The 22,514-nt window shown below is 59.0% G+C and carries 18 protein-coding genes; 5 read left to right on the top strand and 13 right to left on the bottom strand.

Annotated features, from left to right (window positions below):
* The first annotated feature begins 1 nt into the window (after position 1).
* Together HB393_RS21735 and HB393_RS21730 are read left to right on the top strand one after the other, a co-directional pair.
* Positions 2-286, top strand: coding sequence for a MoaD/ThiS family protein (locus HB393_RS21735; protein WP_213807310.1), 285 nt, complete (start codon positions 2-4; stop codon positions 284-286).
* Between the two features lie 228 nt (positions 287-514).
* Positions 515-664 (top strand): DUF5670 family protein, encoded by a 150-nt coding sequence (locus HB393_RS21730; protein ID WP_213807309.1) that lies wholly within the window; start codon positions 515-517, stop codon positions 662-664.
* A 65-nt stretch (positions 665-729) separates the two neighbouring features.
* Here the strand turns inward: HB393_RS21730 and lon are convergent, their stop codons facing one another.
* The 5 genes from lon to tig all read right to left on the bottom strand — a co-directional run bounded on the left by lon (position 730) and on the right by tig (position 7,745).
* Positions 730-3,156, bottom strand: a complete 2,427-nt coding sequence (gene lon, locus HB393_RS21725) for an endopeptidase La (RefSeq protein ID WP_213807308.1) — start codon at positions 3,154-3,156, stop codon at positions 730-732.
* 20 nt (positions 3,157-3,176) lie between these two features.
* Positions 3,177-3,953, bottom strand: coding sequence for a GDSL-type esterase/lipase family protein (locus tag HB393_RS21720; RefSeq protein ID WP_213807307.1), 777 nt, complete (start codon positions 3,951-3,953; stop codon positions 3,177-3,179).
* A 122-nt stretch (positions 3,954-4,075) separates the two neighbouring features.
* Positions 4,076-5,362, bottom strand: coding sequence for an ATP-dependent Clp protease ATP-binding subunit ClpX (gene clpX / locus HB393_RS21715; RefSeq protein WP_213807306.1), 1,287 nt, complete (start codon positions 5,360-5,362; stop codon positions 4,076-4,078).
* 205 nt (positions 5,363-5,567) lie between these two features.
* Positions 5,568-6,194 (bottom strand): ATP-dependent Clp endopeptidase proteolytic subunit ClpP, encoded by a 627-nt coding sequence (gene clpP / locus HB393_RS21710; protein ID WP_345945371.1) that lies wholly within the window; start codon positions 6,192-6,194, stop codon positions 5,568-5,570.
* A 102-nt stretch (positions 6,195-6,296) separates the two neighbouring features.
* Positions 6,297-7,745 (bottom strand): trigger factor, encoded by a 1,449-nt coding sequence (gene tig / locus HB393_RS21705; RefSeq protein WP_255551488.1) that lies wholly within the window; start codon positions 7,743-7,745, stop codon positions 6,297-6,299.
* 557 nt (positions 7,746-8,302) lie between these two features.
* On the opposite strand from tig, the gene HB393_RS21700 reads away from it, so the two are divergent.
* Both HB393_RS21700 and HB393_RS21695 read left to right on the top strand, forming a co-directional pair.
* Positions 8,303-9,007, top strand: a complete 705-nt coding sequence (locus tag HB393_RS21700; RefSeq protein ID WP_255551487.1) for a uracil-DNA glycosylase — start codon at positions 8,303-8,305, stop codon at positions 9,005-9,007.
* Positions 9,008-9,130: 123 nt separating this feature from the next.
* The gene (locus HB393_RS21695; protein ID WP_213807303.1) at positions 9,131-9,427 is read left to right on the top strand and encodes a YtxH domain-containing protein; all 297 of its coding nucleotides are present in this window, start codon (positions 9,131-9,133) and stop codon (positions 9,425-9,427) included.
* 65 nt (positions 9,428-9,492) lie between these two features.
* Here HB393_RS21695 and HB393_RS21690 read toward each other — a convergent pair whose 3' ends face one another.
* The 8 genes from HB393_RS21690 to HB393_RS21655 form a co-directional block, all read right to left on the bottom strand.
* Complete coding sequence (locus tag HB393_RS21690; RefSeq protein WP_255551486.1) at positions 9,493-9,951, bottom strand: cupin domain-containing protein; 459 nt, start codon at positions 9,949-9,951, stop codon at positions 9,493-9,495.
* Positions 9,952-10,029: 78 nt separating this feature from the next.
* A complete protein-coding gene (locus tag HB393_RS21685; RefSeq protein ID WP_213807302.1) occupies positions 10,030-12,498 on the bottom strand; it encodes an ATP-dependent Clp protease ATP-binding subunit in 2,469 nt (822 codons plus the stop codon).
* A gap of 266 nt (positions 12,499-12,764) precedes the next feature.
* Positions 12,765-13,526 (bottom strand): ABC transporter ATP-binding protein, encoded by a 762-nt coding sequence (locus HB393_RS21680; protein ID WP_213807301.1) that lies wholly within the window; start codon positions 13,524-13,526, stop codon positions 12,765-12,767.
* Positions 13,527-13,605: 79 nt separating this feature from the next.
* Positions 13,606-14,055, bottom strand: a complete 450-nt coding sequence (locus tag HB393_RS21675; protein WP_213807300.1) for a carboxymuconolactone decarboxylase family protein — start codon at positions 14,053-14,055, stop codon at positions 13,606-13,608.
* A complete protein-coding gene (locus HB393_RS21670) occupies positions 14,048-15,463 on the bottom strand; it encodes an ABC transporter permease (protein ID WP_213807299.1) in 1,416 nt (471 codons plus the stop codon). The genes HB393_RS21675 and HB393_RS21670 overlap by 8 nt, the downstream gene beginning before the upstream one ends.
* A 221-nt stretch (positions 15,464-15,684) precedes the next feature.
* Positions 15,685-17,925, bottom strand: coding sequence for a WD40 repeat domain-containing protein (locus HB393_RS21665; RefSeq protein WP_255551484.1), 2,241 nt, complete (start codon positions 17,923-17,925; stop codon positions 15,685-15,687).
* Between the two features lie 177 nt (positions 17,926-18,102).
* A complete protein-coding gene (locus HB393_RS21660) occupies positions 18,103-19,110 on the bottom strand; it encodes an NAD(P)-dependent alcohol dehydrogenase (RefSeq protein ID WP_213807298.1) in 1,008 nt (335 codons plus the stop codon).
* Positions 19,111-19,233: 123 nt separating this feature from the next.
* Positions 19,234-21,060, bottom strand: a complete 1,827-nt coding sequence (locus HB393_RS21655; RefSeq protein ID WP_255551482.1) for a SpoIVB peptidase S55 domain-containing protein — start codon at positions 21,058-21,060, stop codon at positions 19,234-19,236.
* A gap of 133 nt (positions 21,061-21,193) precedes the next feature.
* Between HB393_RS21655 and HB393_RS21650 the strand changes: the two genes are divergently transcribed.
* Complete coding sequence (locus tag HB393_RS21650) at positions 21,194-22,417, top strand: VWA domain-containing protein (protein WP_255551481.1); 1,224 nt, start codon at positions 21,194-21,196, stop codon at positions 22,415-22,417.
* Positions 22,418-22,514 lie beyond the last annotated feature (97 nt).

The following is a 22,514-nucleotide window of genomic DNA, read 5'->3' as shown; positions in this document are numbered from 1 at the left end:
AATGTCCGTGAAAGTATTTATCCCTACTGCCTTTACCCGTCACACCGATGGCTGCAAACAGTTCGACTCCGCAGCTTCGAACCTGCCTGGCCTGCTCGCGGATATCGACCAATCCTTTCCCGCGCTCAGCACCCAGATCAAGGACGAGAACGGAAAGCTTCGCCGCTTCATCAACATCTACATCAACGACGAGGATATCCGCTTCCTCGGCGGCGAGACGTACGCCTTCCAGGATGGCGACGAAGTTATGCTCATCCCCTCCATCGCCGGTGGCTGCCAGGCCTAACAGAAGCGAGGCGCGCCCATCTTCGCGGTAAGTTCTAGCCGAGAAGATGGGTCGCGGGACGCCGGGTTGTCTCCGTCGGTCCGCTTCGTTACACAAGTCGGTACATTCCGCCAACTTATTTCCCTTTGGATTCAATCCCAAGCAACGATTCCGCCCGGCGGACTCTCTTACTTTCTGTACATGTTCGCGGTACAAGCGAAAATTTCAGGCGTATGAAAGTAGGACACAATGTTCCTTATTCTTGCTGTGGTGTTGGTCGTCCTTTGGCTCGCTGGCTTCCTGGTAATGCACGTAAGCAGCTTAGCCATCCATCTGCTGGTTCTCTTCGCCATCATCTCGGTCATCATGCACTTCGTCACCGGGCGGCGAACCACCTAGTAGCAACCTTCAACGCCAAAAGGCCGAACCCATCGGGGTTCGGCCTTCTTTTTGCCTAACGTCAGTTACTGGCGGGAGACTGGCTGAGGTCCTTCGATCGGAGCCGGAATCACTCCCGTCAACGCCTCTGGGGTCTCTTCCATCAGCTCGGGCAGCTTGCCTTCGAGTGCGATCTGCAGAACCTCGTCCATCTGCTCGACAAAGTGCAGCTTCATCGACGACTTCAGCAGCTCCGGTAGATCGGCCAGGTCCTTGCGGTTGTCCTCCGGCAAGATCGCCTCGAAGATCCCCGCACGGTGCGCCGCCAGCAGCTTCTCCTTCAGCCCACCGATCGGCAGTACCTTGCCCCGTAGGGTGATCTCGCCGGTCATCGCGATATCGCGGCGAACTTTGATCTTCGTCAGCGCGCTCGCGAGCCCGGTAGCGATGGTGATGCCTGCGGAAGGACCGTCCTTCGGAATCGCTCCCTCCGGCACATGGATGTGAATATCCACGTTACGGTAGAAGTCCTTCTTGAGCCCCAACTGCGAAGCTCTCGAACGGGTGTAGGTCAACGCGGCCTCGGCCGACTCCTTCATCACATCGCCCAGTTGTCCGGTAGCAGAGAGCTTGCCCTTGCCATCCAGCACCTGAACCTCTGTCTGCAGGATCGTGCCGCCAACTGAGGTCCAGGCAAGCCCCGTCACCAGCCCAACCTCGCTCTTCGCATGCACCTCGGAGTCGCGGAACTTCGCTACCCCTAGCAGGCTCTCCAGCGTGTCGCCAGTGACCAGTTCCTTATGCTCCGGTCCGGTCTGCACTACCTTGCGTGCCACCTTGCGGCCCACGTTGCCGATCTCGCGCTCCAGGTTACGGACGCCCGCCTCGCGCGTGTAGCCACGAATGATCGCCTTTAACGCCGAGTCCTCGAAGACCAGTTGCTCGGTCGAGAGACCATTCCCCTCGCGCTGCTTCTTGACCAAATACTGCTTGGCGATCTCGAGCTTCTCGACCTCGGTGTACCCATGGAGCCGGATGATCTCCATGCGGTCCTGCAACGGACCAGGAATGGTGTCGAGCACATTCGCCGTAGCGACAAACAACACCTGCGAGAGGTCGTACTCGACATCGAGGTAGTGATCCTGGAACGACGTGTTCTGCTCCGGATCCAGCACCTCCAGCAGCGCACTCGCCGGATCTCCCCGGAAGTCCGAAGCCATCTTATCGATCTCGTCCAGCATGAACACCGGATTCTTCGTCCCAGCCTTCTTCATCGACTGGATAATCTGCCCCGGCAGCGCTCCGATGTACGTACGCCGATGCCCGCGAATCTCCGCCTCGTCCCGCACGCCACCCAGCGACATCCGTACAAACTTCCGCCCGGTAGCCTTGGCGATCGACATTCCGAGCGAAGTCTTGCCCACACCCGGAGGCCCAACAAAGCACAGGATCGATCCCTTTGGATTCTTCACCAACTGCCGCACCGCCAGAAACTCCAGGATGCGGTCCTTGATCTTCTCGAGCCCGTAGTGGTCTTCGTTCAGAATCTGTTCCGCATGCTCGATGGAGCGGATCTCCTTGGACTTCTTCTTCCACGGCACCGCCAGCAGCCAGTCCAGGTAGTTCCTCGAAACTGTTGACTCCGCCGACATCGGTGGCATGGCCTCCAGCTTCTTCAGCTCCTGCATGCTCTTATCGAGCACGTCCTTGGGCATCCCCGCCGCTTCGATCTTCTTCTTCAGCTCATCGAACTCGCTCTTCTCACCGCGGCCGAGCTCCTTCTGGATGGCCTTGATCTTCTCGTTGAGGTAGTACTCCTTCTGCGCCTTCTCCATCTGCCGCTTCACGCGCGACTGGATGGTCCGGTCCATGTTCAGCTTCTCGATGGCGAGGTCGAGCACATCGGCGACCCGAGCCAGACGCATCTCCGGATCGAATACCTCCAGGAGCTGCTGTTTCTCTTCGATCGAGAGCTGCAGGTTCGCCGCGATCGTGTCGGCGAGCTTGGCTGCCTCGTCCGCGCGCACACTTGCGGCCATCGTCTCGTAGTTCAGGCTCTGCTGCAGCTTCACGTACTGCTCGAAGAGCGAGTGGACACGCTGCATAAGCTGCTCTACCTGCGGTGTCAGCTCAAGCTGTGTCTGGCCGGTGCGAACAGTCGCGACGAAGAAGCCGTCGACGTCGTTGACCTCGGTGGCTCGCGCCCGCTCCACGCCCTCCACCAGGACCTTGATATTGCCATCCGGCATCTTCACGCTCTGGACGATGTTGCCGATGGTTCCTGTCTCGTAGATATCATCCGCGTTCGGCTCGTCGACCGAAGCGTCGTGCTGCGTCGCCAGAAAGATCTTCCGGTCGCCGTTCAACGCCTCTTCGAGAGCGCGCACGCTCGACTCACGCCCAACGACAAAGGGCGTCATCATATGGGGAAAGATCACCATGTCCCGGATGGGCATCATGGGCAACTTGCGAACTTCACCGGTTGGTACTGCTGCTTTAGGTTGATTTGTCATCGCTCTCCCAATTAGACGTTTCAGACCGCGCCCGGATTCACGGCGCCATCAGCGGCATCCGATGATTGTAATGCGTGTCGCGGAGCAGTGCGACCCCGGCCCTTCCCACTGGCCGTTCCCGAAGGGCCATAGAGAGCCTCCGAGATCGCCTTCGCCAATCTTCTTTGCCCCACCGTATCCGGATGCAGAGGCTCCTGCGGCGTCTTCATCCGTGGATCATAAAATAATGAGCGGTTTAGCACGCCGTCTTTCAGGAAGAGGGAGCTGACGTCCAGGCACCGTACCTCTTCACTTGCCTTGTATCGCGCTCGCAGAGCTGCATTTACCGCTGCGTCCTTGGCAGATTTCGTAGCGGATATGCCAGAAGGAAGAATCTCCACCAGCAAAATCTTCGACTCCGGCAGGCGCTCCTGCAACTCGTCCACCACCGCCTCGACGCCCGCCGTAACCTGTTCAGCGCTCTGCTCTAACGTGCCATTCGGCTTCGCGACGGTATTATTTGTCCCGATCAGCAGTACGACATCCTTGGGCGCCAGCCCGTCCACCTCGCCGTGCCGCAGCCGCCACAGCACATTCTGCGTCTGATCCCCGGAGTAGCCCAGATTCAGCGCATGATGCGGCGCAAAGAACTCCTCCCATGCGGGGTAGAAGACCTCATCGGGCGCCGGTCCTGTCTTCTCGAAGTTTTGGGTGATTGAGTCGCCTATCAGCAACAGGTCCACTCCGCCTGCCTCGACCTGGACCAATCGGTCCAGATGGCGCGCGAGCCACCAATCGCCTGCCTGCGGTACAGGCAAAACCGCAGGGTTTTCATTAACTACAACGCTCGGCTCCTGAGCCCAACAGCCCTGAGCCGGGCTCAGCAACAGGAGTAACGCCAACGTAGGGAAGGCCTGTCGGATCGAACGTACGTGCAGATTTAGCCAGCCTTTTCCAGTAGGATCGGCAGAGTCAGGCTATGCTTCAGAACCATCTCGGCCGTGATGGTGAGTTCTTTTACCTTCTTGTTGCCCGGGACGTAGTACATCAGGTCGAGCATCAGCTCTTCCAGAATCATCCTGAGTCCTCGTGCGCCAACCTTGCGATTCAGAGCCTCGCGGGCGATCTCCTTCGCGGCGTCGTCGGTGAACGTAACCTTCACGCCCTCGTAGTCAAACAGCTTGACGTACTGCTTCAGGATCGCGTTCTTCGGCTTGGTCAGAATCTCTATCAGCGCCGCCTCGTCCAACTCATCCAGAATCCCGAGAACCGGCAGCCGTCCGACAAACTCCGGAATCAGCCCGTACTTCAGCAGATCCTGGGGCTCAGCCTGCCGCAGCAACTCGGCGTCGCGCTGCGCCCGGATAGGCCGTACATCGCCTTCCTTCGCATCCGCGTCGACCATTGCCTTGAAACCCAGGGCCTTCTTGCCGATCCTGCGTCCAATGACCTTCTCCAACCCTACAAAAGCTCCGCCGCAGATGAAGAGAATGTTCGTAGTATCGACGGCGGTGAACTCCTGGTGCGGATGCTTGCGTCCACCTTGTGGCGGAACATTCGCGACCGTGCCTTCGAGCAGCTTCAGCAGCGCCTGTTGCACGCCCTCGCCCGAGACATCGCGTGTAATCGAAGGATTCTCATCCTTGCGTCCAATCTTGTCGATCTCGTCGATGTAGATCATGCCGCTCTGTGCGCGCGTGACGTCTCCATCGGCGGCCTGCAGCAGCTTCAGGATGATGTTCTCGACGTCCTCGCCCACATAGCCGGCCTCGGTCAGCGTCGTCGCATCGACGATCGCGAAGGGCACGTCCAGCATGCGCGCCATGGTCTGCGCCAGCAGCGTCTTGCCCGAACCCGTCGGCCCCACCAGCAGGATGTTCGACTTCGCCAGCTCAACGTCGTTGCCGCGGGTCTTGTTCATCTGGATACGCTTGTAATGATTGTAGACAGCGACCGCCAGCTTCTTCTTGGTCTGGTCCTGACCGATTACGTACTCATCCAGAAACGCCTTGACCTCTTGCGGCTTGGGAAGATGCGCTGGAGCCGCGCCGGGCGCTGCCTCCGCGCGATCGTCCTCGAGAATCGAGTTGCATACCGCAACGCACTCATCGCAGATATAGGCCCGTGGATAGTCGGAGGGGGAGGAGATTAGCTTCGCAACCGCATCCTGTGACTTGTGGCAGAAAGAACAACGAAGTGACTCATCCGAGCCCCGTGATGTTTTCATAAATGCAAAAGCTCCTAAGAGTCCCCTACAACGAAAGACTCCCTTAAGTTTACACCCGTTTCATATGCACAAAGCCATTCGAGAGGTTACCGAAGATCTACATCGAAGGTGTGATATTCAGAACTCTCACTGTGCACGCAGACTGCCAAAACGCCGAAACCCAGGCCAATGGCCCGGGCTCCTGCTTGCAATACGTTGCACTGAACTACGTTGTACGGGGTCGGTCGATAATATCGTCGATGATCCCATACTCCTTCGACTGCGCGGCCGTCATGATGAAGTCGCGCTCCACATCCCGCTCGATCCGTTCCAGTGACTGGCCGGTGCTCTGGCTCATCAGCTTGTTCGTAATCTCGCGAATGCGCAGAATCTCCCGCGCATGAATGTCGATGTCGGTCGCCTGACCGCTCAACCCGCCCATCGATGGTTGATGGATCAGGATGCGCGAGTTCGGCAGTGCGAATCGCTTGCCTTTCTTGCCCGCCATCAGCAGGAACGCGCCCATGCTCGCGGCCTGACCGATACAGAACGTCACCACGTCGTTCTTGATGTACTGCATCGTGTCGTAGATCGCAAGTCCGGCCGTGATCGATCCGCCCGGCGAATTGATGTAAAGCTGGATGTCCTTCTCCGGGTCCTCACCGCTCAGAAACAGCATCTGCGCGATGATCACGTTCGCAATGTTGTCATCGATCGGTGTGCCCAGAAAAATGATGTTGTCGCGGAGCAGACGGCTGTAGATGTCGTAGGCGCGTTCGCCACGGCTCGTCTGCTCGATCACCATCGGTACTAATCCCATGACACTCTCTTTCTTTTCGTAGTTCCTGTTGATCGGCTGCAGCTAATGTTAGTTGTTTAATCCGCCGTGCTTCTTATGATTCACTTTTGATTCAAAAGCCCGGCGGAGGATCTACTTCTTCGCCTTGTTTCAGCTCTACGCGCTTAGCTTCTCATACAACACACTGCCGGTCTTCTCGCGCCGCATCTGTTCGCGAATCCGGTCCAGTCCGCCGTCTTTCGCCAGCCGCTCCCGCAGCGCCTCCAGTGGCTCGCGCGATTGGATCGAGAGCATCAGCAGCTCGCGGTCCAGCTCGTTATCGTCCACTGTGACGCCCTCGGCCTCAGCCACACGGTCCAGGATCATCGAGGCCTTCACCTCGTTTACCGCTTGGTCGCGTTGTGCTGCCCGCAGCCGGCCAAAGTCCAGCTTACGCATGTCCTCGGCCTTCATGCCTTGCTGGGCCAGCGCTCGCAGGCCGCGGTCCAGCCGTGCATCCACCTGCTGCTGTACGAACGACTCGGGAACAGGGAACTGGTACCGCCCAATCAACTCCTCCAGCATCTGGTCCTTCACGCGGCTCTCCAGCGCATCTTTCTTCTGTCTGGAGGCGTGCTCGCGCAACTGAGTCTCGAACTCCTCCCAGCTCTCGTAGTTTCCGAGCTGCTTGGCGAACTCCTCATCCCTCTCCGGGAAGGTCTTCTTCTTGATCGCCTTTACGGTGACGTCGTAGCCCACCGTCTGGCCCGCCAGCTTGCGCTCGCCAAAGTCCGCGGGATACTCCACCTCGAACTTCAGCTCCTGCCCTGGCTTGGCTCCACGCAATGCTTCGTTGAAAGCCGCCAGAGTATTCTTGCCGCCGATCTCGATTAGCACATCGTCGCCGGTGATCGGCTCTGTCGCCGACGTGCTCGCCAGACCATCCTCGGTCACGGTCTGCGCCAGCTCTTTCACTTCGCCGCGAAACTGAATCTCGGCCCAGTCTCCATCCACCAACGGACGGTCTTCTTCCACTGGCTCCACCGTCGCGTAGCCATCCAGCACCCGCGCCAGCTCTGCGTCGTACTCTTCGTCTGTCAGCGCGACGTCGGGCTTGGTCAGCTTCACAGTGTCATATCCTGCGATATCGAACTCCGGCGCTACTTCGAAGGCAGCCTTGAACTTCAACGGCTCGCCATCGGTTAGCTGCAGGTCGAGCAACTGGGGCTCCGAGACCGGACGCATTTTGCCCTCGTCGATCGCCTTGCGGAAGCGCTCCGAGACCAACGCCTCCAGTACCTCCTGCCGGACTTCCTTTGCGAACTTCGAACGCACCAGCGACTCCGGCACCTTGCCGGCCCGGAAGCCAGGAATGCGCGCCAGCTTCTGATATCGCTTCACGATCGTCTTGAAGCTCTTGCTCACCTCATCCGCCGGGACCTCGACCTCGATCTCCCGCATCAGCTCCGGGTTCAGGGTCGGGGCCTGCTCATGAACGTGGTCGTGGTTATGGTCATGATCGTGATCATGGGTATGTTCAAGCTCGGTATGCTCAGCTGCCGTCTCAGTCAAGGCAGTCTCATTTGCTGCCATCTCGGTTGTTGCCGTCGTCTCAGTCAATTCCATGCCTTCCAGGGTTCGCGGGAGTAGGGGCGCGCGGCCTGTACAAAGCGGCCCGCGCACAGTGCGCCTCACTACTCACTGTACGAGTCTTGCTTGTGCAGGGTCAAACCGCTCTTTGTTTGTCATTCCACAGACGTTCCTCCCCGCCGTACTTTTACCGTCCCCGCTTTGAGACGAACTCTAAATCCCAACCGGTGAACACTTATCGCCCTTCACGCGAAAAACACCAGCAAAAGGCGCTGTCAAGACCTCAATTGAGGGAAGTAGATGAAAACAAATCAAATAGAGGCAAAGAAAAGTGGCACTTTAGTTATTGCCGGTCCAATAAAATAGAACTAGAGTAAAAAAAGCGCTCCAACGCTTAGTTTTTTAGTAGAAGAAATCTTCGGTAACCAGGCCAGGCAATGTTTGGCCTAAAAAGATCTTTGAAAATCTGTACTTGGAAGTCCACAGGCAATCCGCTTATTTTCAGGACTTTAACCAAAAAGACGGGGGGAGGGGGGTGCCTACGGAGCGGTACTCCCGGTGGACCGCTATCATCAAGGGAGATGTCCGTTCCCTTGAGTCCATCCACGCCGCCGCACTTCCAGCAGATCCACCAGTCTATCGTCACCTGTGAGCGATGCCCCCGCCTCCGCGACTACTGCCGGGGAATCGGCGAGACCCGCCGCCGTGCCTATCAGGACGAGATCTATTGGGCCAAGCCCGTTCCCGGCTTCGGAGACCCACGCGCCCGCATCCTGATCCTCGGACTCGCCCCCGGCGCCCACGGAGCCAACCGCACCGGCCGCCCCTTCACCGGCGACGGTTCAGGCAACTTCATGTACCCGATCCTGCACGAGCTCGGCCTCGCCAACAAGCCTCTGGGAGTCTCCCGCGAGGACGGCCTCAAGCTCCGCCACGCCTGGATCGCCTCCGTCGTCCGCTGCGCTCCGCCAGGCGACAAGCCTCACCCGCAGGAGATTCGCAACTGCTCCGAGCACCTCGCCGCCGAGGTCTCCGCCTTGCCTCGCGTCCGCGTCGTCGTCTGCCTCGGGAAGATCGCCTGGGACGGCTACCTCGCGCATCTGCTCCACACAGGTCTCATCGCGAAGCGATCCGACTACACCTTCACCCACGGCGCGGAGTACCTCCTGCCCAACGGCATTCGCCTCCTGGGCTGCTACCACCCCTCCCTGCGCAACACCAACACCGGACGTCTCGACCGTCCGATGTTCACCAGAGTCTTCCTGCGAGCCCGCGAACTCGCAGGCCTCAAAGTCTGAAGCGTGAAAATCACGCGAATCTGGGACCAGATGCGCTCCGGAGATGCCTGCTAAGAACAACCAATCCTGCTCGATGCGAATCGAAAGTTCATAGAAGCACAAATCAAGCACGAGGTATTTCGCATGAGTGCAAAGAATTATTGGTTCGCTTTCGGAGTCGGCGTCGTCGCCGGGGCCACAGTTGCCCTACTTTATGCTCCGCAGACCGGCGCAAAGACCCGCAAGCAGCTTCGCAAGGGAGTAGAAGACGCAGGCGACTACCTGGAAGAGGCCGGCGATTACCTCAAGGATCAAGCGGAGCGCCTCAGCAACGAAGCGCAAAAGGCCGTCAAACGTACACGGGAGCAGGTCGAGTCCGTAGTGGACAAAGCCGGTGATATGGCGGCTGTCGCGGTCAAATCGGCCAAGGCTCTCGTCTAAGAACGCATCGGTGTTCAGCAGGAACGGCCCGCCAAGTCGCGGGCCGTTCCTATTTAATCCAAAAACTATTCCGGCGGTCCGACTGTCACCACGAAATAAGTCGCCTGCGTAGAGCCGACGTTCTGGATGAAGTGCTTGTCGCCCGCCACGCAGATCCCAACGTCGCCAGCCTCCATCCGTCGGACCACTCCATTGGTCGTCAGCTCCACGGTGCCCTCGCGTACCAGCCACAACTCGTTGTGCAGATGCGTTCCAATCGGCTCATGCGGAGCTCCTGCCTCCTGCGTCGTCTCATGCATCTCCAACCGCAGATTGCCCGCTGCCAGCATCCCGCTCACATAACTGTGAGAAACCCGCTTCTCCCCGGCCACCTTGGCAGGCCCAGGTTTAAAAACTCCTGAAGCAATCGTCGGCAGGGAACCAGCCTTCCCTTGACCCTTCGCCTCTTGCGTTCCAATCGCAGCCATCGCCAGCATCGCCGGCATCATTCCCGCAAACTCCCGTCGGTCCATTGAGCGTCTCAAGCCTCCGCGCTCCACCTTATCCCAAAGAAAATGCCCCGGCAAACAGCCGGGGCACTTCAGGGTTCACTTCACGTCGAGCTATACCGCGGAGAGTGCGAGACCTGCCATCTTCTCTTCGCCATCCGAAGCGATCGGCCGGTAGAACAGCGCGTTGTTCTCCATGTAGACCTCGATGAACGCTGGCCGCTGCACGATTCCACCGCCGATCAAAGCCTCCGACAGCGGATCTTCGATGAACCGCTGCAGAGCGCGGCGCAACGGACGAGCACCGTAGGTGCGGTCTGAGGCCGTCTTCTCCAGGATCCAGCGCTTCGCGTCGTCGGTCACAGAGATCGTGATCGCCTTGTGCACCAGGTTGGCGTTCAACTGCTGTACCAGCAGCTCGAGAATCTGCATCAGGTCCGAGTCCAGCAAGGAGGTAAAGATAATGATCTCGTCCAGACGGTTGAGGAACTCCGGATTGAAGGTGCGCTTCACCTCGCCCCGAACCAGCTCTTCCATCTTGTCCAGCACCATGTCTTCCTTCTCGCTTTGGAAGCCCAGTCCTTGCCGCTTCTGCAGATGCTTGGCCCCAATATTCGAGGTCATGATGATGATCGTGTTCTTGTAGTCGACCGTGTTGCCCAGACCATCCGTCAACTGCCCGTCTTCAAAGACCTGCAGCAGCAGGTTGAAGACATCGGGATGTGCCTTCTCGATCTCGTCGAGGAGGACCACAGAGTACGGATTGCGCTTCACACGCTCCGTCAACTGACCGCCCTCTTCGTAGCCGACGTAGCCCGGAGGCGAACCGATCAGCTTGCTCACGGAGTGCTTCTCCATGAACTCCGACATATCGAACCGGATCAGCGCCTTCTCGCTTCCGAAGAGGAACTGAGCCAGCGTACGAGCCATCTCGGTCTTGCCGACGCCAGTCGGTCCCAGGAACAGGAAGCTGCCGATCGGCCGTGCAGGATTCTTGAGACCAGCTCGCGACCGGCGAATCGCCCGCGCCAGCGCTGAGATCGCCTTCTCCTGCGAGATCACGCGCTTGTGGAGCTCTTCCTCGACCCGCAGCAGCCGCTGCATCTCCTCTTCCTTCAGAGAGTTGATCGGCACGCCGGTCCAACGGCTCACGACGTCCTCGATGTCCTCGCGCGTCACGATGCCCGCGGAGGAATCATCCAGGTGATACTTGTCGCGCAGCGCCCGTAGGTTCTCCCGCTCCTTGCGCTCCTCGTCCGAGTAGAATCGAGCCTTCTCGAACTCGTGATTCGCAATGGCGTTCTCCATGCGGTGAACGATGAACTTGATCCGCTTCTGGACCTCCGTCAGCTCTTCGGGCAGGGAAGTCTGACGCAGCTTAACCCTCGCGCCAGCTTCGTCGATCAGGTCGATCGCCTTATCCGGCAGGAAACGGTCTGGGATATATCGGCTGGAGTGCGTTACGGAGAAGGTGATTGCCTCATCCGTGTAGCTGACAGCATGAAACTTCTCATACTTGTCCTTGATCCCCATGATGATCTTGATCGCATCCTCTTCGTTCGGAGGAGGAACCTTCACGGCCTGGAAGCGCCGCTCCAGCGAGCGATCCTTCTCAATCGACTTCCGGTACTCCGCAGGAGTCGTCGCACCGATGCATTGGATCTCGCCGCGGCTCAACGCCGGCTTCAGGATATTCGCTGCATCCAGCGAACCCTCCGCCGAACCTGCGCCTACCAGCGTATGCAGCTCGTCGATGAACACGATGGAGTTCTGGTTCTCCATCAGCTCCTTCATGATCGTCTTCAACCGCTCCTCGAACTGGCCGCGATACTTTGTTCCGGCCACGATCAGTGAAAGGTCCAGAGCCAATACTCGCTTGTCAGCCAGGAAGCTCGGTACCTCGCCGTCTGCGATCTTCTGCGCTAGTCCTTCGACGATCGCTGTCTTGCCGACACCCGGTTCGCCGATCAGCACTGGATTGTTCTTCGTCCGGCGGCACAGGATCTGGATCACTCGGTCGACTTCGGTATCGCGGCCAACGAGCGGATCGAGTTGCTGATCCATGGCGCTCTGGGTCAGGTCGCGTGAGAACTCCGCCAGCATGCTCTGCTCGCTGCGTCCTCCCTTGCCACCCTGCGCGGCAGGCGCCTTCTCCTGCGTGGTCCGCTGCAACTCTTCGCGGATCGCCGGTAGACGCAGCCCGCGCTCGGTCAGAATCTCTGCGGCAAAACACTTCTCCTCGCGCAGTAGTCCGAGCAACAGATGCTCCGTCCCAATATGTTTATGCGAGAGCCTCTCTGCCTCCTCAGCAGCATAGGCCAACACGCGCTTGCACTCGTTCGAGAGGGGCAGGTCGACCGAGGTCGAGACCTTCTCCCGAATCGTCGTATGCCCTTCGATCTGCTTCCGTATCGATTCCACCGACGCGTGCGACCGCAAAAAGCGGTTCGTAAGCGCCTTGTCCTCCCGCAGCAGTCCGAGCAATAGATGCTCGGTCTCGATATAAGGCGACCCAAACTGACTGGCCTCATAACGCGCAAAGAAAATCACGCGTCGCGCCTTCTCCGTATAGCGTTCGAACATGTTCCCCCTTACTAGACGACCACTTCGCCAGGCCAATCCCGGCTCCAGCGCCGCCAACCGTTAGTCCCGTACACGTCCCGGTCTGAAGCTCTTTCCCGAAACCCTAAGGCCGCTCCCAGACAGCGAGGGCGCCATCCACGTACTACCAGTCCTATTCCAGTCTAATCCCAATGGGTCAAGGGTGAAAGCGCACCAAAAGTTATGCATACAGTACATCAATTTCGATTGGATGCACCATGTGCAAATCAGACGCAAATCGCTGATGCTCACAAATCCTTTGCTTCTACGAGCTTTCCTTCACGAAGACGAAGGATTCTATGGCATCTTCCGGCATATTCCAGATTATGCGTCACCATGACGCTCGTAAGCCCATGATCTGCATGCAACTTCTGTATCAGGCCGAATACCGCCTCGGCGGTCTTTCCGTCCAGATCACCAGTCGGTTCGTCCGCCAGCAGCACCTCGGGTTCCGTGACCAGGGCTCTTGCCAGGCTCACCCGCTGCTGCTCGCCACCGCTCAACTCCCCGGAACGATGCTCCTCCCGTCCGGCCAGCCCTACGCGCTCCAACCAGACCTGCGCCTGCTCCATCGCGCCTTTGCGCTCCATCTGCCGAGCCAACAAGGGCATAGCGACGTTTTCCAGCGCCGTAAACTCCGGCAATAGATAGTGGAATTGCCAGACGTACCCGACCCGCCGGTTGCGAAATTCCGACGCCTGCCGCGCCGACATACTACTTAATCGGTCTTCCCCGAACCAGACCTCTCCCGCCGTAGGCTTGTCCAGCGCCGCCAGCAGATGCAGCAGGGAGCTTTTACCTGCTCCGCTCTCCCCGACTATCGCCACCATCTCCCCGGCGAAAACGGTCAGGTCCAACTCGCGAAATAGCTCGACCTCTCCCCGTGCTGCCCCCGCGACGGCCGGATAGGTCTTCGTAAGCTTCTCCGCCCGCAGTGCGACAGATCGCACCGTGCCCGGGGGAAACGGCTCCAGTCCGTACTCGTTCGTCCCATCATTTAGCGCAGTCATCTCGATCCTCTTCCTATAATCTCGCTGAATATCCCATTTTGTAATTCCAAGGTCAGGGGAAGCGCTCTCCTGTTCAGACTCAACCTCGGTGCGAGTGTGATCCCAGCGCGATGGCTATTCGGTTCCAGGCGTTGATGGTGGAGACCACCAGGGTTAGATTCACTGTCTCTACCTCCGTGAAGTGCGCCTGCACCTGATCATAGAGAGCGTCTGGCGCATGCCCGTCCTGTATGTCGGTCAGCGCCTCGGTCCAAGCCAGGGCTGCCCTCTCCCGCTGGGTGTAAAGATCCGTGCCGCGCCAGTCCGTAATTTTGTCGATCCGATCCGCCGTCTCATTGAGCTTTCGCAACTCTGCCGCGTGTAGGTGAATGCAGTACTCGCAACCATTCATCAAGGAGGCTCGCAGCCGAATCATCCCCAACAACGAAGGTTCTAACCCTGTTCCGTTGTTCAGATAGTGCTCCAGGGCCGTCATTTTCGAGAGACCTTCGGGCGCTAACTCCATATATTTCAGTCTGGCTTTATTCATAGCGCAAGGCCTCCGCCGGCAGCACCTTGGCCGCGCTTCCGCTCGGATAAAGGGTAGCCACCAAACTTACTCCCAGCGATACTGCCGCCACTATCACTGCATCGACAAACTTCGGCGCAAAGGGAAGATAGTCGATCGAGTAGACCGCCGCATCCAACCGGATAAAACGATAGTGGCCGCCCGCCCAACTCAGCCCGTACCCCAACACCATGCCGAGCACGGTCCCGATCACAGAGATCAGTAGTCCCTGCAACAGAAACACCCGTCTCACCTGCGATGCTGTCACGCCAAAGCTCATTAACACCGCGATGTCGCGGGTCTTTTCCATGACCATCATGGTGAGGGCAATCAAAATATTTAATGCTGCCACGCATACGATTAGCGCCAGCACGATGAATGTCACCACCTGCTCCAGCTTCAGCGCCCGGAACAACTCCCGGTTCTGCTCCATCCAGTTGGTCGTTTGGAACCCTGGGCCGGCGGCTTTCTCGATCTCCCGTCCCACGCGGTCGGCGTGGTACAGATCATCTACCTTGAAGCTGATTACCGAGATCAGATCCGGCTCGTTGAACAGCCGTTGCGCATCCGCCAGCCGCAGAAACGTGTAGCTCGAGTCGTACTGATAAAATCCCGACTTGAAGATCCCCTGGAGCTGAAACCGCTGATATCTCGGCACCAGTCCCAGCGGCGTCAATTCGCCTTGGGGGCTCGTTACCAGCAGAGTATCGCCCACACTAGCCCCGATGGTCTCCGCCAGGTCTTTGCCAATTACGATTGGCGGTACAGCCGCAGCAAGCTCCATCACCTTTTCGGCCTGGAGCTGGGCTTCGGCGTTCGCCGCGCTGTCGTCCCTCACTGCGACGTCCCCTAGTTCGCTTACCTGCTGCTCTTCCGCAGGCTGTCTTCCATGCGCCTTGGGAGGAGCGGGGGAGGCTGCCCCGCGCGGAGTGGACTGTCTTCCTCTCTCGCTTCGTAGATTCAGCGGCTCCAGTCCCGCTGCCGTCCCCATCACTACTCCCTGCAACAGATCTCCTACGGTCCGTTCGTCTGCAGGAATCACACCTTTGATCAGGCCTCCGCCACTTCGCGCGCCTCGCGATATCAGCACTTGCCCATACAATCCCGGTGCCGCCGCCGTCACATGTGGAATCTTCCGAAGCCTCGCCAGCAAAGGACGCCAGTCGCGTATTCCATCCCCGGCTACTCGCATCAAGTCGACGTGCGCAGTAGAGCCGACGAGCCGCTCCTGAAGGTCACGCCGCATGCCGTTCGTAATTGCAAGCGCGACAATCAGCGAAGCCACTCCCGCCGCTACGCCGATCACACTGATCGCAGTAATCACTCCCACGACGGCTTGCCGCCGCTTCGCCCGCAGATACCGCATAGCTATGAAGAGTTCGAATCTCATCTAGAGCCCGTCCCGGTGCTTCGGTAGATCTACGCCATAGGCGCGACCACTGCCTTCCCGAACAACAAAAAAAGAAAGGAGGGTGCCCGGAAATCCAAAAATAAATGAGAGGATACGCCATAGACGGCTCGGATGCCCCTGCGCTTTCATTCCTGCGTAGCAGAAATTTGCGAGGATCCAGACTGCGCCACTTCCAACGTTTGTGCCCTGGCTATCGAACATCATCGAACCACCGCCTTAGCTGTCACTGCATTTTCGAAACGGTCGAATACACGCACAGCAACCACATGCTCTTTTGTATCCGTGACAGGGGAAGTTACATTTGGGATCGCAGCAGCAAAATCATACCGTTCCGCCAGAGAGTCTGAAACCTTCCCTACCGGCTCGACGTATTGCCATGGTCCAGCATCCACGCTGTACTCCGCATGGGCGATTGGAGAGACCGCATCCCGCGCCTCGAATCGCACATGAATCTTTTGGCCTACATTAGCAGACCCTGCAACCATCTCCGCCACGAGCGTGCCTGGTACCGGCGGTGTCGTATCCACGACGAACTCCGCACTCGCCTTTTCGGCGGTTATCGCATCCGCGTCCGTATGCACAGGAGCGTCGCTGGCTACCACCTTCAGCACATAGGGCCCATCCGGCAGCAACGCAGAATCGAAGCTGTAAAACCGGTCACTGATCTTGTCCTTCAGGAGTCTCCAGTTTGTCTCCGCCGTTCCGCGATACCAGACCGCGAACATAAGATCGTCCCCGTTGTCATCGTGTGCGAGCCACCGGGCGGTTATCGCTGTCTTGTCCTTCTGGGCGGTCAGCGGAGCGGCATTCGCGTCTCCGCCAAACGTAAGCCCCGGGACTCCCCCCGCGGCGACTGGAAACGCAATTTGTACCGTGTTGTTCGGCAGAACACCGCCGCCCGCCGGCATCCTCGCTCCGGCCTGCACCACGATGTCGTCCACTACTGGCGCCGCATTCTTTGGCAGATAGTTCAAGGCGACGCGGTCCAAAGCACCGCCCGCTCCGAGCACCGCCTTCCACTGTACGAATCGTGATGCTGGTACGGTCACCGCGTGGTCCGTTCCGACCGGAGTCCAATCGCTCCACCCCATCAGCGCACTTGGAACATTTCCGCTGCGCACGTAGAGCGTCACGCCCTGCAGATTCTCGGGCCGAACTTCAGCACGGCCCCATTGCGAGAATCCCTGCGCGTCGAAGACCTCGCTCGTGTAGGCCGCGCTCTTCGAGGCTGCATCGTTCAGCCGAAATACCTTGCCGCTATTACTCGTCGCCACCAGCACGCCACCGGGAGCTGCGGCAAACGCTATCCCCTGCGAAGCTTCCAGATGCGCCAGATCGGTGAACCGGCCCGCTACGTCCGTATCCACCCGATAGACCCTGCCACGGTTTCCCGTGGCTGCCAACAGGCCGCCGTTTCGAAACGCCAAGCCGTACACTACATCGTCCTTCAGTGTGATCAGCTTGCTCGGAGCTCCATCCGCACCGATCTTGTAGATCTCCGAGCCTTCTGGCACCAGCGTGTTGCTTCCTGCGGCTGTCGCCGATCCTGGCTGGGAGAACGAGATCGTTACCCCCACATTGCCCGTCACTGGCAACGGCGGCAGTGTTCCGGGCCCTTTGCTTCCTACGCCTGCAGCATAGATGTTCCCAGCGGGATCGATGGCCAGCGCGGTGATCTCCTTGCGCGATGCGGCATATACGGCAAACGGTTTTGCATCCTTTTGCAAGGTCGCGATCTTGTAGATCACTCCAGCCCCATCGGACCCGGCCCATAGAGTTCCGTTCTCTGTGGCCAGCAGGCATCGGATATGCTGATCGGCCGTCTTGAACAAAACGTGCGGCGCGCCAGCACTCGCGCCGCTGAGATCCACGCGGTACACCACCGCCGGAGCCCCCGCAGCGATAAAGACGCTCTGCCCGATCACTGCCACATCCCAGATGTACTTCGGCTTTTCGTCCGTCTTCGCCGGATCGAAGATTACCGTCGCGTCCGTCGCGCCAGCCGCTCTGCTTTGAGCTGCAGCAAGGCGATAGACCTTTCCGTCCGGAGAGGTCGCTACCAGCAAGGACCCGTCGGGCATCGTACGAAGCCCTTGTACCCCCAGTTCCTTGCCTTCGAAGATCTTCGTCGCTTTGCCATCCTCACCGACGCGCATCACCGCCGCGGAGCCACCCACACTGCCGCCCACCCCCACATAAGCGTGACCGGAGGCGTCGCTCGCCAGCGACCACACGTAGCTTCCGCCGGTCGCATACAGCAGGGAAGTAGCAGGCCCAGCCACCAGGACTCCATCGCTGCGGATCGCAACTCCCTCCGCTGTGCCCTTGGACAATTCTTCGTACCGCTCCACGCTCCACAGTTTGGTCCCTTGAGCTCGCACCAAACCCGGCAGCAACCCCGCCGCCATCACCATCCCTATTGCGCAGATTCGTCGTATCATCGTGCCCTTGAGTCTAAAGCACCAGACCGCCCAACAAAGAAACGGGCGGAAGCCGAAGCCCCGCCCATCTCTCTGCCCGACCGAAGTTCGGCAATTCTAGAGCAATTCTATTGTTGCTGTGGGGTGAAAACGGCCATCGATTCGAAGCCTCTCCTATGCACCCACAGGAGAATTGCTCTAGTTCGCCAGAACCGCGCGATATCGTACCTGATTCTTTTTGACCTTGGCGATAGCATCGTTCACCTTGGCCATTGCAAATCGCTCCGTGATCGCCTTCACGCCGTGCCGCGCCGCAACATCCAGCATCTCCTGCAGGTCCCGGGGGCTGCCTACGGCGTTCCCATGTACTCCGCGCTGCCCGTTAATAATGGACGCCGGTTGAATCTGCACGACGGAAGGCGCATATCCTACCAGGCACAAGGATCCCTTGGGGCGGAGTGCATTCACATAACCCTGCCAGTCCTGCTCCCCGTTCACGGTACTGATCAGAAGATCGAACGTTCCCGCTACTTTTTTCAGAGCGCCCGTATCCCGGGTATGGACGAAGTGATGCGCTCCCAGGGACTTTGTCTCTTCCTCTTTGTCCTTCGAGGTCGAAAACGCTGTCACCTCCGCGCCGAATGCCTTCGCAAACTGCAGTCCAAGATGTCCAAGGCCACCGATTCCGATCACTCCCACGCGGGAGGAAGGTCGTACGCCATGATTCCGTAAGGGGTTGTATACGGTAATTCCAGCGCAAAGCAGCGGAGCAGCACTCTCACTCTCCAGAGCCTTTGGCACTGGAATCGAAAATTTGGAGTTCACCCGGATGCGTTCTGCAAATCCACCGTTGCGGCCAATGGATGTCGGCTGCGATTGCGCACAAAGATGCTCATCCCCCCGGCGGCACCACTCGCAGATTCCGCAGCTATCTGCCTGCCAGCCAATTCCTACGCGCTCTCCAACCGTACGGTCCTTCACGCCGGAGCCGACCGCAACTACGCTTCCAATTACCTCGTGGCCTGGAATAAACGGATATTTGCTTACACCCCAATCGTTGTCGATGAGATGAACATCGCAGTAGCTGACGCCACAATGCGATATCTTCACTTCGACCTCGTTGGCCTTCAGCTCGCCAGGATCGTATTTATAAGGCAACAACTGTGCACCAGCCGCATGAACGGCTAGACCATGTATTTCACTCATTCAATCTGTTCCTTGAGCGCACTCAATCTATCTGAGGCGCCTGTCTGATGCTACAACAATGAAACCTGCATAACTTTTCATGTTGGCCCGCTGCATACATTTAGCAGAGTAAGGCACCGTGCTTCAACGGATCGCAATCGTCAGCACCTGCGATCCACTCACGGCATAGTCCGCCGGTGCCGAGCCCACCTCCACGACACTCTCCCCGGTCAACTGCATCTTCTGTCCCTCCTTCAACGGTCCCAGGACATTCGCCATCGAAAGCGGGACCTCTCCCAGTGCGCCCGACTCCAGTACCGCCTGAGCCGCTTTATCCAGCAGCGTCACATAGACGACGTCGTTCGCGTGATTTCGGTTGAGTTGCGCCACCGTATCTGTCAATCCCATGGCCCGCTGTGAGCCACCTCCCGGCGCACTCAAGAGCCGGTCCACCGTCGCTCCGTCGCTCACCACCACTCGCAGTGGTCCTGGTTGCAAGTTTGCCGGCAGGGTAAACCTTATCTTCGTCACCCGAGCCTCCGACTGATATGGCCGCAGCGTCGCCTCCACTTCGACCGTGTCGCCTGCGCGCGCCTCCGTCTTGCTCAGACGCGCTGCTTCCAGGCTCGCGGTTTTTCGTTCCGAAATGGTCTCCACCCTCAGCCGCACTCCTGTGATCTTTGGCTGGTCCAAGGCGTTGTCGTATACACGGTTGAACCTGTCGCCTACGAGCAGCGCAGTATTGATCGCCCCGGAGTTCAGGTCGTTCTGTGCCATCAAACCTGAGATGCGCACCGGAGCCTGCCCTGCGACCGTCATCTCCCCACGCACCCGATAGCTCATCTCTGCCGCCGATACATTCGTCCCCTGCAGGCTCTGATATACAGAGACCAGCATCGCCGACGGTGTCAACTGCCGGTTATCCACGACCTCGAATTTAAAGGTCTTCGCCTGCCCGCCGTCCGGTGGAATTACCTCGACCGTTACCGGAATCATGCGCGCATTCACATCGAAACGTCCAAGGATGGCCGAAGCCCGGTCCTCGGTAAACGACCCGACCGTCTCCGTCGTATTGATGATCTTGAACGCATTCAGGGGTGAGGCCAGCGTCGCCACGACCTCCGCCTTCGTCATGGGGAGCGCCACTGGGCCATACTGGGTGATCGGATGTCCGCAAGCCAGCAGCCGCTTGGGATCAATGTATGTTACCGTGCAGGTCCCGGCCATCGAGAGATCTCCGCGTACCAAGACCGCACTCACAGCGCTGCCCGGAACCAGCGGCTCCGGCTGCACCGCCTTGGTGTCTGCCCCACCTAGCCCTGCAACCGGCGTCAAGCCCATCGCCCGAAACCGATCCCCAAACCGCTCCACCGTCTCCCGGCCGAACCCGCTGCCGAAGACCAACGGCGTCTCGATCGGCTGCATCTCTGCGCCACCGGCGCCACTCACCTTCCGGGCGTCTCTTGGTCCGTCACCTTGCAGGGGAGTGGAGAGATCTACCTTGCCCCCTCCGACGCCCACCCCATCCCGTACTGCCAACATCAATTCGATCGGTGTGATCCCCGCGATCGGGTCTCTGCTGAACTGTCCGATCCGATAGCTCAGAGCTCCCACCAGCCGCCCATCGATATACACGGGACTGCCGCTCATCCCCGCGACAACACCGGTGTACTCCGGTTTCGTTCCGCGCAACCGCGCCAGGATCATATCTTGTCCGGGTCCCAGCGAGTCCTTCAGAACGCCCAGGATCTCCACCTCCATCGGCTCTGGCACTACCCCCTCGAAGACTGTATAAGCCACCCCGCGCAGGCCGCGCTTTACCTCCGACAGCGGAAAGATTCGCGTCTCCAGCGGCGCGGCGACCGGCATCGATCCCATCGCCGCCGCTGCTACCCCCGCAATCCCGCTCGGAGCCTGTGCCCAAATTCCTCCCGGCAGCGTCAAACTCATCGCCAGAGTCAGACCTTGCATCAGCCGTCTCGTTGTTCTCGCAAGCGTCTTTCTCGGAGCGTTCACGTCTTACAGACTAGAGGCCTCGCGGCTGCAAAGCAAAGCCGCGCGCCAAACGCTGGCCCGTCGCGCTATTTCCGGAGTAAAGTTCTAGATGATGACGACACCAAGCAGTTCGAGAACGAGCCCCTCAAGCGACCGCACCCGAATCCGCCTTTTCCCTACCGTCCTCCTCTTGACCCTCGGCACGGTTGTTCCCGCACCTAGGCTCCGCGCTCAGGATGCCCCCTCCTCCCAGCAGCAGCCGGGCAGCACCCAGGCCAACCCGCCCACCGACCCGCAGGAAGGTCCGGCCACCGACAACGGCTCCATCATCCTGAAGAAGAAAAAGAATGCCGACGAACCTCCGGTTCCCGTAGCCCCACCTGAGCCCAAGGTCAAGAATCCGAACAACGAGACCTACTCCATCCGCGTCGACGTTCCCATCGTCAACCTCGACGTCAACGTCATCCTCGACAAGACCCACCAGTTCGTCCCTGGCCTCAAGGCCGGCAACTTCCAGGTACTAGAAGACGGCGTTCCCCAGACCATTACGAGTGTTCGTACGGCCCAAACTCCCATCACCGCCGTTATGCTTCTGGAGTTCGCCGCCAACAGTTACTACTTCATCCGGGACATGCAGAACGCGTCCTACAGCTTCTTCCGCTCCCTCCGGCCTGACGATTACATCGCCGTTGTCACCTACGACCTCCGCACCCACATCCTCACCGACTTCACCAACAATAAGGACACCGTCGGCCAGGCAATCCAATCCCTCATCATTCCTGGCTTTTCCGACACCAACCTCTTCGATGCCCTCTACGAGACGCTCGACCGTACCAGCCGCATCGAAGGCCGTAAGTACATCATCCTCATTGGTACCGGCCGCGACACCTTCTCCAAGCTCACCCTCGACAAGATCCTGGCCAAGGTGAAATCCACCCCAAACGTCACTATCTTCACCATCGGTACGGGAGCCTTGGTCCGTGAACTCGCCGACGCCCGTGGAGGTATGGGAGGCATTCAACGCCTTGACTACTTGCAGGCCGAAAACCAGATGAAGACCTTCGCTCAGATGACTGGCGGCCTCAGCTTTAACCCCCTCTTCCAGGGCGCACTCCCCGACATCTTCTCGCAGATCAACGACTCAATCCGCAACGAGTACATCGTCACCTACCGCCCCACCAACAACCACAACGACGGTACCTACCGCAAGGTCAAAGTCTCCCTGGTCGACAGCGAAGGCCACCCTCTCCAGATGCAGGACGAGAAGCACAAGCCCCTCAAATATTCCGTAGTAGCCCGCGATGGGTACCGTGCCAAACAGCAAGTGGAGTAGGGTAGCCGTCGTTTATTTAGACTCCATCTTCCAATGGAGACAGGCAGTTCCGCTTTTGTCGTCCCGTAGCGCGACGAATCTGCTGACTATTATTCGG

Origin of the sequence: Granulicella sp. dw_53 (assembly GCF_018449545.1) — a bacterium.
Lineage (GTDB): Bacteria > Acidobacteriota > Terriglobia > Terriglobales > Acidobacteriaceae > Edaphobacter.
Note: the sequence above shows the minus strand (reverse complement) of the source record. Positions and strands in the feature narration are given on the sequence as shown.

What these genes read in the sequence shown, in the direction of transcription:
- tig (WP_255551488.1), bottom strand. Translation starts at nt 7,745, where the DNA reads ATGGAATTGACTGAGACGACGGCAACAACCGAGATGGCAGCAAATGAG.
- HB393_RS21730 (WP_213807309.1), top strand. Translation starts at nt 515, where the DNA reads ATGTTCCTTATTCTTGCTGTGGTGTTGGTCGTCCTTTGGCTCGCTGGC.
- HB393_RS21675 (WP_213807300.1), bottom strand. Translation starts at nt 14,055, where the DNA reads ATGAATAAAGCCAGACTGAAATATATGGAGTTAGCGCCCGAAGGTCTC.
- HB393_RS21670 (WP_213807299.1), bottom strand. Translation starts at nt 15,463, where the DNA reads ATGAGATTCGAACTCTTCATAGCTATGCGGTATCTGCGGGCGAAGCGG.
- HB393_RS21685 (WP_213807302.1), bottom strand. Translation starts at nt 12,498, where the DNA reads ATGTTCGAACGCTATACGGAGAAGGCGCGACGCGTGATTTTCTTTGCG.
- lon (WP_213807308.1), bottom strand. Translation starts at nt 3,156, where the DNA reads ATGACAAATCAACCTAAAGCAGCAGTACCAACCGGTGAAGTTCGCAAG.
- HB393_RS21695 (WP_213807303.1), top strand. Translation starts at nt 9,131, where the DNA reads ATGAGTGCAAAGAATTATTGGTTCGCTTTCGGAGTCGGCGTCGTCGCC.
- HB393_RS21660 (WP_213807298.1), bottom strand. Translation starts at nt 19,110, where the DNA reads ATGAGTGAAATACATGGTCTAGCCGTTCATGCGGCTGGTGCACAGTTG.
- clpX (WP_213807306.1), bottom strand. Translation starts at nt 5,362, where the DNA reads ATGAAAACATCACGGGGCTCGGATGAGTCACTTCGTTGTTCTTTCTGC.
- HB393_RS21655 (WP_255551482.1), bottom strand. Translation starts at nt 21,060, where the DNA reads ATGCAAGGTCTGACTCTGGCGATGAGTTTGACGCTGCCGGGAGGAATT.
- HB393_RS21650 (WP_255551481.1), top strand. Translation starts at nt 21,194, where the DNA reads ATGATGACGACACCAAGCAGTTCGAGAACGAGCCCCTCAAGCGACCGC.
- HB393_RS21680 (WP_213807301.1), bottom strand. Translation starts at nt 13,526, where the DNA reads ATGACTGCGCTAAATGATGGGACGAACGAGTACGGACTGGAGCCGTTT.
- HB393_RS21665 (WP_255551484.1), bottom strand. Translation starts at nt 17,925, where the DNA reads ATGATACGACGAATCTGCGCAATAGGGATGGTGATGGCGGCGGGGTTG.
- HB393_RS21735 (WP_213807310.1), top strand. Translation starts at nt 2, where the DNA reads ATGTCCGTGAAAGTATTTATCCCTACTGCCTTTACCCGTCACACCGAT.